The 13,962-nt window shown below is 64.1% G+C and carries 14 protein-coding genes; 13 read left to right on the top strand and 1 reads right to left on the bottom strand.

Features of this window, described 5'->3' with window-relative positions; genetic code table 11:
- The first annotated feature begins 66 nt into the window (after positions 1-66).
- From tilS to ispD, 6 genes are all read left to right on the top strand, one after another.
- A complete protein-coding gene (gene tilS, locus K8374_RS18100; RefSeq protein WP_224456642.1) occupies positions 67-1,362 on the top strand; it encodes a tRNA lysidine(34) synthetase TilS in 1,296 nt (431 codons plus the stop codon).
- A 269-nt stretch (positions 1,363-1,631) separates the two neighbouring features.
- A complete protein-coding gene (locus K8374_RS18095) occupies positions 1,632-3,260 on the top strand; it encodes a CTP synthase (RefSeq protein WP_224456641.1) in 1,629 nt (542 codons plus the stop codon).
- Positions 3,261-3,263: 3 nt separating this feature from the next.
- Entirely contained in the window at positions 3,264-4,109 is an 846-nt protein-coding gene (gene kdsA, locus K8374_RS18090; protein ID WP_084854393.1) for a 3-deoxy-8-phosphooctulonate synthase, read from the top strand.
- Between the two features lie 152 nt (positions 4,110-4,261).
- Positions 4,262-5,551 (top strand): phosphopyruvate hydratase, encoded by a 1,290-nt coding sequence (gene eno, locus K8374_RS18085; RefSeq protein ID WP_224456640.1) that lies wholly within the window; start codon positions 4,262-4,264, stop codon positions 5,549-5,551.
- 157 nt (positions 5,552-5,708) lie between these two features.
- Positions 5,709-5,990 carry a cell division protein FtsB gene (gene ftsB / locus K8374_RS18080; RefSeq protein WP_043208829.1) on the top strand — a complete coding sequence of 94 codons (282 nt, stop codon included), beginning with the start codon at positions 5,709-5,711 and terminating at the stop codon, positions 5,988-5,990.
- Positions 5,987-6,694, top strand: a complete 708-nt coding sequence (gene ispD, locus K8374_RS18075) for a 2-C-methyl-D-erythritol 4-phosphate cytidylyltransferase (RefSeq protein WP_224456639.1) — start codon at positions 5,987-5,989, stop codon at positions 6,692-6,694. The genes ftsB and ispD overlap by 4 nt, the downstream gene beginning before the upstream one ends.
- 116 nt (positions 6,695-6,810) lie before the next feature.
- Here ispD and K8374_RS18070 read toward each other — a convergent pair whose 3' ends face one another.
- The gene (locus K8374_RS18070; RefSeq protein WP_224456638.1) at positions 6,811-7,707 is read right to left on the bottom strand and encodes a LysR substrate-binding domain-containing protein; all 897 of its coding nucleotides are present in this window, start codon (positions 7,705-7,707) and stop codon (positions 6,811-6,813) included.
- A gap of 108 nt (positions 7,708-7,815) precedes the next feature.
- Here K8374_RS18070 and K8374_RS18065 point away from each other — a divergent pair, with 108 nt between their 5' ends.
- From K8374_RS18065 to K8374_RS18035, 7 genes are all read left to right on the top strand, one after another.
- The gene (locus K8374_RS18065) at positions 7,816-8,928 is read left to right on the top strand and encodes an S-(hydroxymethyl)glutathione dehydrogenase/class III alcohol dehydrogenase (protein WP_016712915.1); all 1,113 of its coding nucleotides are present in this window, start codon (positions 7,816-7,818) and stop codon (positions 8,926-8,928) included.
- Between the two features lie 8 nt (positions 8,929-8,936).
- The gene (gene fghA, locus K8374_RS18060) at positions 8,937-9,791 is read left to right on the top strand and encodes an S-formylglutathione hydrolase (RefSeq protein WP_224456637.1); all 855 of its coding nucleotides are present in this window, start codon (positions 8,937-8,939) and stop codon (positions 9,789-9,791) included.
- Positions 9,792-9,980: 189 nt separating this feature from the next.
- Positions 9,981-10,454 (top strand): 2-C-methyl-D-erythritol 2,4-cyclodiphosphate synthase, encoded by a 474-nt coding sequence (ispF, locus tag K8374_RS18055; protein ID WP_224456636.1) that lies wholly within the window; start codon positions 9,981-9,983, stop codon positions 10,452-10,454.
- The gene (gene truD / locus K8374_RS18050; RefSeq protein WP_224456635.1) at positions 10,451-11,509 is read left to right on the top strand and encodes a tRNA pseudouridine(13) synthase TruD; all 1,059 of its coding nucleotides are present in this window, start codon (positions 10,451-10,453) and stop codon (positions 11,507-11,509) included. The genes ispF and truD overlap by 4 nt, the downstream gene beginning before the upstream one ends.
- Positions 11,497-12,246 carry a 5'/3'-nucleotidase SurE gene (gene surE / locus K8374_RS18045; protein WP_084854406.1) on the top strand — a complete coding sequence of 250 codons (750 nt, stop codon included), beginning with the start codon at positions 11,497-11,499 and terminating at the stop codon, positions 12,244-12,246. The genes truD and surE overlap by 13 nt, the downstream gene beginning before the upstream one ends.
- A 38-nt stretch (positions 12,247-12,284) precedes the next feature.
- Entirely contained in the window at positions 12,285-12,923 is a 639-nt protein-coding gene (locus K8374_RS18040) for a protein-L-isoaspartate(D-aspartate) O-methyltransferase (RefSeq protein ID WP_172402942.1), read from the top strand.
- A gap of 182 nt (positions 12,924-13,105) precedes the next feature.
- The gene (locus tag K8374_RS18035; protein ID WP_224456634.1) at positions 13,106-13,960 is read left to right on the top strand and encodes a peptidoglycan DD-metalloendopeptidase family protein; all 855 of its coding nucleotides are present in this window, start codon (positions 13,106-13,108) and stop codon (positions 13,958-13,960) included.
- The last annotated feature ends 2 nt before the right edge of the window (positions 13,961-13,962 follow it).

Below are 13,962 nucleotides of genomic sequence, written 5' to 3'. Positions count from 1 at the left end.
CAGGGATCAGTTGGTCCTCTGTGGGAGCGGGCTTGTCCCGCGATGCGTTTTCAGGGCAAGGCTCGCATGATCGATCTCACGTCGTCCCTATCCTCATGGTCTTCGGCCCCCGCCTGGTACGTCGCCTTCTCTGGCGGCCTCGATTCCACCGTCCTCCTGCACCTGCTGGCCGACTACGCCCGCACCCATGACGCACCGCCCCTGCGCGCCGTGCACATCCACCATGGCCTGCAAGCCGCCGCCGACGGTTGGCCCGCGCATTGCCAGTCAGTCTGCGATGGCCTGGGTATCGAGCTGCAGGTGATCCCTGTGCAGGTCGCTCCGGGGGCGAGCCTCGAGCAGGCCGCCCGGGAGGCTCGCTATGCCGCGTTCAGCCGGTTGCTCGGGCCGGGCGAGGTGCTGTTCACCGGCCAGCACCGTGAGGACCAGGCCGAAACCCTGCTCTTTCGCCTGTTGCGCGGGGCCGGCCTGCGTGGGCTGGCAGCGATGCCGTCGGCGCGAACGCTGGGCCAGGGCACCCTGGCCAGGCCATTGTTGGCCGTGGCGCGAGGGCAATTGCTGGCCCATGCCAGGGCGGCCGGGCTTGCCTGGGTCGAAGACCCTTCCAACGCCGACACCGCCTTCGCCCGCAACTACCTGCGTCGCGAGGTCTTCCCCTTGCTGGGGCAGCGCTGGCCCCAGGCGGCCGGCAACCTGGCGCGCAGTACCGAGCACCTGGGCGAGGCCCTGGGCCTGCTGGACGAGCTGGCCAGCAACGACCTGGCGTCAGCCACAGGCGGCGCGCCACTGCCGTGGTTGGCCCTGGACTCCCTGGACCTGGAACGCCTCGAGGCGTTGTCCCCCGCACGCCAGCGCAATGCCCTGCAATACTGGCTCAGCACCCGTACGCGGCTGCCGGACAGCCGCCACTGGGCCGGGTGGGAGGATCTACGCGACGCCGCCATCGACGCCCAGCCGGTCTGGCGCCTCGGCGACGGGGTGCTGCAACGAAGCCATGGGCGCATCTGGTGGCTGAGCGGGCAATGGCTGGAGCCGGTCGCCGGCAGGCATGCCTGGATGGACCCAGGCATGCCGCTGGAATTGCCCGGCAACGGGCAGGTATCGCTGCAGGCCGACTGCTGGCCTGCCGGGTTGCAGGTCGGTTACCGCCAAGGGGGCGAGGTGCTCGACCTGCCCGGGCGCGGCCGACGCGACCTCAAGCGCCTGCTCAATGAGTGGCAGGTCCCGCATTTCGTGCGGCCACGCCTGCCGTTGCTGTTGCAGGGCGAACAGGTACTGGCGGTGGCCAACCTGCCGCCGGCTGGGCAGGGCGGCCTGCAGTTTCGCTGGCAGCCACCGACGAGCGTGCAAGGTTTGAGCTGAAGGGTACATTCGGGTAGACTACCCTCCCTTCTTGATACAGCTTCTGTGGGTTCATCGAAAACACAGGAGTTGCCGATTACCAAGCAGTTTTTTGCTGGGCTGATTCTTAAAATGACGAGCGAGCGCCATGCCGGGGGTACCCCTGGTTTGTACAGACGCGGCAGTTTTTCGAGATGCACTGTGATAGACGCAGGTGATCGGGGGCTTCGGCCTTCCTTCGCTTTCTCCGGCGGCGCTGGCCGCTTTAACGCAGACTTCTAGGGTTTTTCATGACGCGCTACATATTCGTCACGGGCGGTGTTGTTTCTTCATTGGGGAAAGGCATTGCCTCGGCTTCCTTGGCGGCCATCCTGGAGGCGCGGGGGCTCAAGGTCACCATGCTCAAGCTGGACCCGTACATCAACGTCGACCCCGGCACCATGAGCCCGTTCCAGCACGGTGAGGTGTTCGTCACCCACGATGGCGCCGAGACCGACCTTGACCTGGGCCACTACGAGCGGTTCATCCGCACGACCATGACCCAGAACAACAACTTCACCACCGGCCGTATCTACGAGCACGTGCTGCGCAAGGAGCGCCGTGGTGACTACCTGGGCGCGACCATCCAGGTCATCCCGCACATCACCGACGAGATCAAGCGTCGCATCATCAAGGGTGCCGGCGATGCCGATGTGGCCCTGGTGGAAATCGGCGGCACCGTCGGCGACATCGAGTCGCAGCCGTTCCTCGAGGCGATCCGCCAGCTGCGCGTCGAAGTGGGTTCCAAGCGCGCCATGCTGATGCACCTGACCCTGGTGCCGTACATCGCCACCGCAGGCGAGACCAAGACCAAGCCGACCCAGCACTCCGTCAAGGAGCTGCGCTCCATCGGCCTGCAGCCTGACGTGCTGATCTGCCGTTCCGACCACCCGGTCGATGCCTCGTCGCGCCGCAAGATCGCGCTGTTCACCAACGTCGAAGAGCGTGCGGTGATCTCCCTGGAAGACGTCGATACCATCTATAAGATCCCAGGCGTGCTGCATGCCCAGGGGCTGGACGATTTCGTCGTCGAGCGCTTCGGCCTGCAGTGCAACAGCGCCGACCTGTCCGAGTGGGACCAGGTGGTGGACGCCAAGCTCAACCCTGAGCATGAAGTCACCATCGCCATGGTCGGCAAGTACATGGAACTGCTGGACGCGTACAAGTCGCTGATCGAGGCGATGAGCCACGCCGGCATCCAGAACCGCACCAAGGTCAACCTGCGCTACATCGACTCCGAAGACATCGAGAACCAGGGCACCAGCCTGCTCGAGGGCGCCGATGCCATCCTGGTTCCGGGCGGTTTCGGCCTGCGCGGTGTGGAAGGCAAGATCACCGCGGTGCAATATGCCCGTGAGAACAAGGTCCCATACCTGGGTATCTGCCTGGGCATGCAGGTTGCGGTGATCGAGTTCGCCCGTAACGTGATGGGCTGGAAAGACGCCAACTCCACCGAGTTCGACCGCAACAGCGGCCACCCGGTCGTGGGCCTGATCACCGAGTGGGCCGATGCCACCGGTGCCGTCGAGACCCGCACCGAAGCCTCGGACCTGGGCGGTACCATGCGCCTGGGCGCGCAGGAGTGCCAGCTGATGGGCAACTCGAAGGTCCACGACTGCTACGGCAAGGACGTGATCGTCGAGCGTCACCGCCACCGTTACGAAGTCAACAACACCCTGCTGCCGCAGATGGTCGAGGCTGGCCTGGTGGTGTCCGGCCGCTCCGGCGACGGTGCCCTGGTCGAAGTGGTCGAGTCCAAGGACCACCCATGGTTCGTGGCCTGCCAGTTCCACCCAGAGTTCACCTCGACCCCGCGTGACGGCCACCCGCTGTTCAGTGGCTTCGTCAAGGCGGCCCTGGCGCAGAAGAACAAGGCCTGACCCATGACCCAGAAGATCATTCGCGTCGGTAACATCGAGATCGCCAACGACAAGCCGTTCGTCCTGTTCGGCGGCATGAACGTCCTGGAGTCTCGTGACCTGGCCCTGAAGGTCTGCGAAGAGTACGTGCGGGTTACCGAGAAGCTCGGTATCCCGTATGTGTTCAAGGCCAGCTTCGACAAGGCCAACCGTTCGTCGATCAACTCCTACCGTGGCCCCGGTATGGAAGAAGGCCTGAAGATCTTCGAGGAGATCAAGCAGACCTTCAAGGTGCCGGTGATCACCGACGTGCACGAGCCCTACCAGGCCGAGCCCGTGGCCAAGGTGTGCGACATCATCCAGCTGCCGGCCTTCCTGTCGCGCCAGACCGACCTGGTGGTGGCGATGGCCAAGACCGGCGCAGTGATCAATATCAAGAAGGCCCAGTTCCTCGCGCCCCAGGAAATGAAGCACATCCTGGCCAAGTGCGAGGAAGCCGGCAACGACCAGTTGATCCTCTGCGAGCGGGGTTCAAGCTTCGGCTACAACAACCTCGTGGTGGATATGCTCGGCTTCGGCATCATGAAGCAGTTCGAGTACCCGGTGTTCTTCGACGTGACCCATGCCCTGCAGATGCCGGGCGGTCGCTCCGATTCTGCCGGCGGTCGCCGCGCCCAGGTCACCGACCTGGCCAAGGCCGGCATGAGCCAGGGCCTGGCCGGGCTGTTCCTGGAAGCCCACCCGGACCCGGACAACGCCAAGTGCGATGGTCCATGCGCCCTGCGTCTGGACAAACTGGAGCCGTTCCTGGCCCAGCTCAAGCAACTGGACGACCTGGTGAAAAGTTTTCCGACGGTAGAAACCGCGTAAAGCTCATTTCTCGGGTAAAGTACCGCCCGTTCCACCCCTGACCTTTCGGTCAGGGGCTCCCTTCGCCAGGCCTGCCCGTGCCATGTCGCCTGGTGAACGGCAAGAATTCCCAAAGCTGCGTTGTTTTCGTCAATTCTGGAGTGCTTACAACAATGGCAAAGATCGTCGACATCAAAGGTCGTGAAGTTCTCGATTCGCGTGGCAACCCCACCGTGGAAGCTGATGTACTGCTCGACAACGGCATCATCGGCAGCGCCTGTGCGCCGTCGGGTGCTTCCACTGGCTCGCGCGAAGCGCTGGAGCTGCGTGATGGCGACAAGAGCCGTTACCTGGGCAAGGGCGTGCTGAAGGCCGTCGCCAATATCAACGGCCCGATCCGCGACCTGCTGCTGGGCAAGGACCCGGCTGACCAGAAGGCCCTGGACCGCGCCATGATCGAACTGGACGGTACCGAGAACAAGGCCAAGCTGGGCGCCAACGCCATCCTGGCCGTCTCCCTGGCTGCTGCCAAGGCTGCCGCCCAGGATCAGGACCTGCCGCTGTACGCACACATTGCCAACCTCAATGGCACCCCAGGCCAGTACTCCATGCCGGTGCCGATGATGAACATCATCAACGGTGGCGAACACGCCGACAACAACGTCGACATCCAGGAGTTCATGGTCCAGCCGGTCGGCGCCAAGACCTTCTCCGACGCCCTGCGCATGGGCACCGAGATCTTCCACCACCTCAAGGCTGTGCTCAAGGCGCGTGGCCTGAACACCGCCGTAGGTGACGAAGGTGGCTTCGCCCCGAACCTGACCTCCAACGAAGACGCCCTGGGCGCCATCGCCGAGGCCGTCGAGAAGGCTGGCTACAAGCTGGGCACCGACGTGACCCTGGCGCTGGACTGCGCGGCTTCCGAGTTCTATGAAGACGGCAAGTACAACCTGTCCGGTGAAGGCAAGTCGTTCGACGCCGAAGGCTTTGCCGAATACCTCAAGGGCCTGACCGAGCGCTTCCCGATCATCTCGATCGAAGACGGCCTGGACGAGTCCGACTGGGCTGGCTGGAAGATCCTCACCGACAAGATCGGCGCCAAGGTCCAGCTGGTCGGTGACGACCTGTTCGTGACCAACACCAAGATCCTCAAGGAAGGCATCGAGAAGGGCATCGGTAACTCGATCCTGATCAAGTTCAACCAGATCGGCTCGCTGACCGAGACCCTGGAAGCCATCCAGATGGCCAAGGCCGCTGGCTACACCGCAGTGATCTCGCACCGCTCCGGTGAAACCGAAGACTCCACCATCGCCGACCTGGCCGTGGGTACCGCTGCCGGCCAGATCAAGACCGGTTCGCTGTGCCGTTCCGACCGCGTCTCCAAGTACAACCAGCTGCTGCGTATCGAAGAGCAACTGGGCGACAAGGCGGTGTACCGCGGTCGTGCCGAGTTTCGCGGCTGAGCAAGAGATGGTAAAAAGGCAGCAGCCGAGGCCGTCTGAACGTTCGTACTGAACTGTCGGACGCCTCTTACGGGTTTCTGTCGACGAAGCCTGGCCTCGGCCAGGCTTCGTGCTATCGGAAGCCCGCAGCGGCCGCCTTTTACCTCTGGATACCTTGATGCGCAGTCCCTATTGGTTGTTTCTCGTCCTGCTCCTGCTGCTGGGTGGCCTGCAGTACCGCCTCTGGGTGGGCAATGGCAGCCTGGCGCAGGTGGCCGAGCTCAAGCAGCAGATCGCCGAACAGCATGCGGAAAACGAGCGGCTGCTCGAGCGTAACCGTGTGCTGGATGCCGAAGTCCTGGAGTTGAAAAAAGGTATGGAGACCGTGGAAGAGCGGGCTCGTCATGAACTGGGGATGGTCAAGGAGGGCGAAACCCTCTACCAGTTGCCGCAAAAATGACACAAACACTACCGGCCTTCTGGGCCGTGATTCCTGCTGCGGGTGTTGGCGCCCGCATGGCTGCCGATCGCCCCAAGCAGTACCTGCAGTTGGGCGGGCAGACCCTCCTCGAGCATAGCCTCGACTGTTTCCTCGACCACCCCACGCTCAAGGGCGTGGTGGTCAGCATTGCCGCTGACGACCCGTACTGGCCTGGCCTGCGTTGCGCCAGCGACCGGCGCATCCAGCGGGCGGCCGGTGGCCGTGAACGTGCCGACTCGGTGCTCAATGCCTTGTTGCTGCTGCACGCACAGGGCGCGGCCGACGACGATTGGGTGTTGGTGCATGATGCGGCGCGGCCGAACCTGGCACGCAGCGACCTGGACCGCTTGCTGTCGGAGCTGGCCGACGACCCTGTCGGCGGCCTGCTTGCGGTACCGGCGCGTGATACCCTCAAGCGAGCCGATGCCCACGGGCGGGTCAGCGCCACGGTGGACCGCAGTACCATCTGGCAGGCCTATACGCCGCAAATGTTCCGTCTCGGCGCTTTGCATCGGGCCCTGGCGGAATGCCTGGTGTCGGATGTGCGGGTCACTGACGAAGCGTCTGCCATCGAGTGGGCCGGGCAGGCACCGCGGCTGGTCGAAGGGCGCAGTGACAATATCAAGGTCACCCGCCCGGAAGACCTGGAGTGGTTGCGCCAGCGGTGGGCGGCTAGACGCTGAAGGTGTTGGGACCGCTGCGCGGTCCTTTCGCGGCACAAGGCCGCTCCAGGATTTCGCGTTCACCTGTAGGAGCGGCCTTGTGCCGCGAAAGGGCCGCGCAGCGGCCCCAGCAACCATCAGGCCACCCGGTACTCCGGCAACCCCGCCAACTCTTCCTTCAGGTAATCTACCAATCGCCTGACCTTAGGCGACAGGTGCCGCTGCTGCGGATACAACGCCCACACAGCCGTGTTCGGTGGCTGATGTGCCTCCAGCAGTGACACCAGCGCGCCGCTGTGCAAATGCTCGAGCACGTAATAGTCCGGCAACTGGCACAACCCCATCCCCAACAATGCCGCATCCAGCACCGCCTGCCCGCTGTTGCACCGCCAGTTGCCCTGGACCCGCTGGCTGAGTTCCCGGCCGTCCTGTTGCAACATCCACACGTCCGAGCTGCCGACCAGGCAGTTGTGCCGGGCCAGCTCCGAAAGGCTGTGGGGTCGGCCGTAACGTTCCAGGTACGCAGGCGATGCGCACAGGTACATGCGCCGTGGGGCCAGGCGGGTGGCGACCAGGCGAGAGTCCTGCAGGCGCCCGAGGCGTATCGCCAGGTCCATGCCTTCATGGACCAGGTCCAGGGTGCGGTTGCTCAGTTCCACCTCGACCCGCAACTGTGGGTATTGCGTCATGAAGCGGGTCACCAGGGGCACGATGAAGCGTTCGCCATAGGCCACTGCGCAGGTCATGCGCAGCAACCCCTTGGGCTCGCTGGCCAGGTCGCCCATGGCGCGCAGCGCTTCCTCGCGGCCGTCCTGCAGGCGTTGGCAATGCTGCAGGAAGGTCTGCCCGGCTTCGCTGAGGGTCACCCGGCGGGTGCTGCGGTACAGCAATGGCGTCTGCAGGCGCTCTTCGAGGCGGGCGATCTGTCGGCTGATATGGGAGGAGGAAACACCCAGGCGTTCGGCTGCGGCGGTGAATTGCCCGGTTTCGGCCACGGCGACGAACTCGTCGATTCCTTCCCAACGGCTGCTCATTGATTATCCCTGTACGGCAATAATGTTTTTACTTTTGCCGGATTATTCATCAAAAGCTTGTGAATTACACTGCCGGGCAGTATCGATCCTCTTCTCTGGAGCCTTTTGATGATCAAGTCCCGCGCTGCCGTTGCCTTCGAGGCCAAGAAACCCCTGGAAATCGTCGAAGTCGACGTGGCCATGCCCAAGGCCGGTGAAGTGCTGCTGCGCGTGGTCGCCAGCGGTGTCTGCCACACCGACGCCTACACCTTGTCCGGGGCCGACCCGGAAGGCATCTTCCCGTCGATCCTCGGCCATGAAGGCGGCGCTATCGTCGAAGCGGTAGGCGAGGGCGTGACCTCGGTGGCCGTGGGTGACCACGTGATCCCGCTGTACACCCCTGAGTGCGGCAAGTGCAAGTTTTGCCTCTCGGGCAAGACCAACCTGTGCCAGGCCATCCGTGCCACCCAGGGCAAGGGCCTGATGCCTGACGGCACCACCCGCTTCTCGTACAAGGGCCAGCAGCTGTTCCACTACATGGGTACCTCGACCTTCTCCGAGTACACCGTGCTGCCTGAAATCTCCGTGGCCAAGATCCAGAAGGAAGCGCCGCTGGAGAAGGTCTGCTTGCTGGGCTGCGGCGTCACCACCGGTATCGGTGCGGTGCTCAACACTGCCAAGGTCAAGCCGGGCGATACCGTGGCCATCTTCGGCCTGGGCGGCATCGGCCTGTCTGCCGTGATCGGCGCGGTCAAGGCCAAGGCCTCGCGCATCATCGCCATCGACATCAACCCGGCCAAGTTCGAGATCGCTCGCCAGCTGGGCGCCACCGACTGTATCAACCCGAAAGACTACGATCGCCCGATCCAGGAAGTGATCGTCGACCTCACCGACGGCGGCGTGGACTTCTCCTTCGAGTGCATCGGCAACGTGCAACTGATGCGCGCCGCGTTGGAGTGCTGCCACAAGGGCTGGGGCGAGTCGGTGATCATCGGCGTGGCCGGTGCCGGCCAGGAAATCGCCACCCGTCCGTTCCAGCTGGTCACCGGTCGCGTATGGCGTGGCTCGGCCTTCGGTGGCGTGCGCGGCCGCAGCGAGCTGCCAAGCTATGTGGAAATGTCCGAGAAGGGCGAGATCCCGCTGGATACCTTCATCACCCACACCATGGGCCTGGAGGACATCAACAAAGCCTTCGACCTGATGCATGAAGGCAAGAGCATCCGCAGCGTGATCCACTTCTGAGGTCTGTCATGAGCCTGGAAAACATTTCCTGCCAGAAGAGCTTCGGCGGCTGGCACAAGCGCTACCGGCACCATTCCAAGGTGCTGGGCTGTGACATGGTGTTCGCCGTCTACCTGCCCCCACAGGCCGAGCAGGGCGAGAAGCTGCCGGTGCTGTACTGGCTCAGCGGCCTGACGTGCACCGACGAGAACTTCATGCAGAAGGCCGGCGCCCAGCGCCTGGCCGCCGAGCTTGGGCTGATCATCGTCGCCCCCGACACCAGCCCACGCGGCGAGCAGGTGCCAGGTGATCCGGAGGGTGCCTGGGACTTCGGCCTGGGTGCCGGGTTCTACCTCAACGCCACCCAGCAGCCCTGGGCCCAGCACTACCGCATGCATGACTATGTGGTGCACGAGCTGCCGGCGTTGGTGGAGGCTCACTTCCCGGCCTCCGAACAGCGCAGCATCAGCGGCCATTCCATGGGTGGCCACGGTGCGCTGGTGTGTGCCTTGCGCAACCCGGGCCGGTACCGCTCGGTATCGGCATTCTCACCGATCAGCAACCCGATGGATTGCCCGTGGGGTGAAAAGGCGTTTTCCCGTTACCTGGGTGACGACCGCGCGCGCTGGCGTGAGTGGGATGCCAGCGTGCTGCTTGCCGAGACGCCTGCCGGTCAATGCCCGCCGCTGCTGGTGGACCAGGGCGACCGGGATGACTTCCTGGAGAAGCAGCTCAAACCCGAAGCCTTGGAGCAGGCCGCACGCAAGGGCGGCCATGAGCTGACCCTGCGTCTGCAGCCGGGCTATGACCACAGCTACTACTTCATCGCCAGCTTCATTGATGAGCATCTGCGTCATCACGCCGTAGCGTTGGGCAGGCTCTAGGGCACGGGGCCGCTTTGCGGCCCTATCGCGGGACAAGCCCGCTCCTACAGGTACAGCGCAGCGCTCAAGTCGGTGCCGAACCTGTGGGAGCGGGCTTGTCCCGCGATGGGGGCGCAGCAGTCCCAAAAGCCGCCCAAGCACCTGCAAAGCAGGTAGAATCCCGCCCTGACTCAATCAGGGCTTTTTCCTATGCGTATTGGCCACGGCTACGATGTGCACCGTTTCTGCGACGGTGATTTCATTACCCTGGGTGGGGTGCGTATCCCCCACAAATACGGCCTGTTGGCCCATTCCGATGGTGACGTGCTGTTGCACGCCTTGAGCGATGCCTTGCTCGGCGCCGCGGCGCTGGGTGACATCGGCAAGCATTTCCCCGATACCGACCCTCAGTTCAAGGGCGCCGACAGCCGCGTGCTGTTGCGCCACGTGGTCGGTATCGTCCAGGCCAAGGGCTGGAAGGTCGGCAACGTCGACGCCACCATCGTGGCCCAGGCACCGAAGATGGCGCCGCACATCGAGACCATGCGTCAGCGAATCGCCGAAGACTTGCAGGTCGCCCTCGACCAGGTCAACGTCAAGGCCACCACCACCGAGAAACTGGGCTTCACCGGCCGTGAGGAGGGCATCGCCGTACATGCGGTGGCCCTGTTGCTGCCCAGATGACCGAACTGGAACTGCTGGGCCCTAGGGCCTCGGGCGAACCGCTCGGCCAGGCGGTGCTCAAAGCCGTTGCCGAGGACTTCCAGGTCGATGAGGTGCTGGACATTCCGTTGTCCGGCCAGGGCGAACACCTGTGGCTGTGGGTCGAGAAGCGCGACCTGAACACCGAAGAGGCAGCCCGGCGCCTGGCCCGTGCCGCAGGCGTGCCGGTACGCACCATCAGCTATGCGGGCCTCAAGGACCGCCAAGCCTTGACTCGCCAATGGTTCAGCCTGCATCTGCCGGGCAAGGCCGACCCCGACCTGTCGCGGGCCGAAGACGCCAGCCTGCGGGTGCTCAGGCAGGTTCGCCACCAACGTAAGCTGCAGCGTGGAGCCCATTCGGCCAATGGTTTTACCTTGCGTCTGACCGCCCTGCAGGCTGACCACGATGCCCTTGATGCACGATTGACGCTGTTGAAGGCGCAGGGTGTGCCGAACTACTTCGGCAGCCAGCGCTTCGGTCATGCCGGCGGCAACGTGTACGATGCCCAGGACTGGGCAGCTCGCAAGGCATTGCCCGAGCAGCGCAATGTCCGTTCGCGGCTGTTGTCGGCCGGGCGCAGCTACCTGTTCAACCAGGTGCTGGCCGTACGGGTCGCCGAAGGCACCTGGAACCAGGCGCAGGTGGGCGACCTGTTGGCGTTCACGGACAGTCGTAGCTTTTTTCCGGCAGGAGCGGAGGAATGTTTTGATCCTAGATTGTCGATTCTCGACTTGCATCCTACCGGCCCTTTGTGGGGCGAAGGGCCTACGCCGGCCTGCGGCCCAGTATCCACGCTGGAATCAAGCATCGGCGAACAGCACGCGGCGCTGTGCCAGTGGCTGGCGCAAGCGGGCATGAGTCACGAACGGCGTATCTTGCGGCTCCCTATTGGCGAGCTGACGTGGCATTATCCCGAGCCTGATATCCTGCAACTGGAATTCGTCCTTCCGGCCGGATGCTTCGCCACCGTGGTGGTGCGCGAGCTCGTCGATCTGGTGCCGGCAGGGCAGACGGACAGCCCATGCGTATTCTGATTTCGAATGACGACGGTGTTACCGCACCCGGCCTCGCCGCGCTGCATGCTGCGCTGGTGGATCACGCCGAGTGTGTGGTGATTGCCCCGGATCAAGACAAGAGCGGCGCCAGCAGTTCGCTGACGCTGGACCGGCCACTGCACCCGCAGACCCTGGCCAATGGCTTCATCAGCCTCAACGGCACGCCGACCGACTGCGTGCACCTGGGGCTCAACGGCCTGTTGCCGGAGACGCCCGACATGGTCGTGTCCGGCATCAACCTGGGCGCCAACCTGGGCGACGACGTGCTGTATTCCGGCACCGTCGCCGCGGCATTGGAGGGGCGCTTCCTGGGCGGTACGTCGCTTGCTTTCTCGTTGCTGTCGCGCCAGCCGGATAACCTGCCCACCGCCGCCTACATCGCGCGGCGTCTGGTCGAGGCCCAGTCGCGCCTGGAGCTGCCACCGCGCACCGTGCTCAACGTCAATATTCCCAACCTGCCGCTCGAGCATATCCGTGGCATCCAGCTGACCCGCCTCGGCCACCGGGCGCGCGCGGCCGCGCCGACCAAGGTGGTCAACCCTCGCGGCAAGGAAGGCTACTGGATCGCCGTGGCCGGCGATGCCGAGGATGGTGGGCCGGGTACCGATTTCCATGCGGTGATGCAGGGCTATGTGTCGATCACCCCACTGCAGCTGGACCGCACCTTCAATGATGCCTTCGAACGTCTCGACGGTTGGCTGGAGGGCCTGCTCTGATGCGTGAACAGGACGATATGCTGCGCCGCGGTATCGGCATGACTTCCCAGCGGACCCGGGAGCGGTTGATACAACGCCTGTATGAGGAGGGGGTGTCGAACACGCAAGTGCTCGAGGTCATTCGTCGTACCCCGCGCCACCTGTTCGTTGACGAGGCCTTGGCGCACCGGGCCTACGAAGACACCGCACTGCCGATCGGGCACAACCAGACCATCTCCCAGCCGTTCATGGTCGCCCACATGAGCGAGCTGCTGCTCGAGGCAGGCCCGCTGGACAAGGTCCTGGAGATCGGCACGGGCTCAGGCTACCAGACGGCGGTCCTGGCGCAGCTGGTGGAACGGGTGTTCTCGGTGGAGCGGATCAAGGTCCTGCAGGACAGGGCCAAGGAGCGCTTGGTCGAGCTCAACCTGCGCAACGTGGTGTTCCGTTGGGGGGATGGCTGCGAGGGTTGGCCGGCGCTTGCGCCCTACAACGGCATTATCGTCACTGCCGTGGCACCGGAAGTGCCCCAGGCGCTGCTGGACCAGCTGGCACCCGGTGGGCGCATGGTGATCCCGGTGGGGCCTGCCGGCGAAGCGCAGCAATTGATGCTGATCGTGCGCGAGGAGCATGGTTTCTCCCGCCGTGTGCTGGGAGCCGTGCGCTTCGTGCCACTGCTCAACGGCCCGCTGGCCTGAGGGCGCACGGAATATTTACAGCATCGACGAATTCTTCTGTCGCGTCCCTGTCTATCGTGCGGGGTTTCGCCAGTCTTGTCGTGGCATTTGAGCCGGCACCCCAAGGCGTGTCGGCTCGTTTATAATTGCAACAATATTGCATTTCGTATCGTCATCGTTTCGGCACCATGAGGGGAGCGCGGGTGGGGCACACAATCATGCGGCAACGCAAGGATCAGTCGTTTTTCAGGCTTCTGGTGATTGCCCTGGCCATGGCCACAACGCTGGCTGGCTGCTCCAGCACCGGTTCCAACAACGCGCGTGTGGTGGATCGCAACAACACGGTACCCAAGCGCCCCACCGTCACGTCCGGGCATTATGTGGTCAAGCCCGGCGACACTTTGTATTCCATCGCCTTCCGCTATGGCTGGGACTATAAGGAACTGGCCGCACGCAACAACATCGCCGCCCCCTATACCATCCGCCCCGGCCAGGCCATCCGTTTCAGCAGTGGCGCCACCGGCACGACCCGGGTGGTGTCCAGCCCTTCCTCGTCCAGCAGGACCACCGTCACCCGCCGCCCTGTGGGCACCCCGGCCACGCCTCCTGCGAGCAGCCGGCCGGCCACGCCGGTACCTGCGACACCGGCTCCAGTGGTCACCCAGGTGCCTGCCGCAGAGCGCTCCGTGGGCGGGTGGACGTGGCCTGCCAATGGCGTGCTGATTGGAAAATTCGCTTCAAACGGTAGTTTGAATAAAGGCATTGATATCGCCGGTGATTTGGGACAGCCTGTTTTTGCTGCGTCTGGTGGTTCAGTGGTGTACGCCGGGAGTGGTTTGAGGGGCTACGGCGAGCTGATCATCATCAAGCACAGCGATACCTACGTCAGTGCCTACGGTCATAACCGCAGGCTTTTGGTTCGGGAGGGACAGCAGGTCAAGGCAGGGCAGACGATCGCTGAAATGGGGTCAACGGGCACTGATCGGGTGAAGCTGCATTTCGAGATTCGCCGCCAGGGCAAACCCGTCGATCCGCTCCAGTTCCTGCCACGTCGTTGATC

This window comes from Pseudomonas sp. p1(2021b) (assembly GCF_020151015.1).
Classification (GTDB): Bacteria; Pseudomonadota; Gammaproteobacteria; order Pseudomonadales; family Pseudomonadaceae; genus Aquipseudomonas; species Aquipseudomonas putida_K.
The sequence above is the reverse complement of the archived record's forward strand: the minus strand, read 5'-3'. Positions and strand labels throughout refer to the sequence as shown.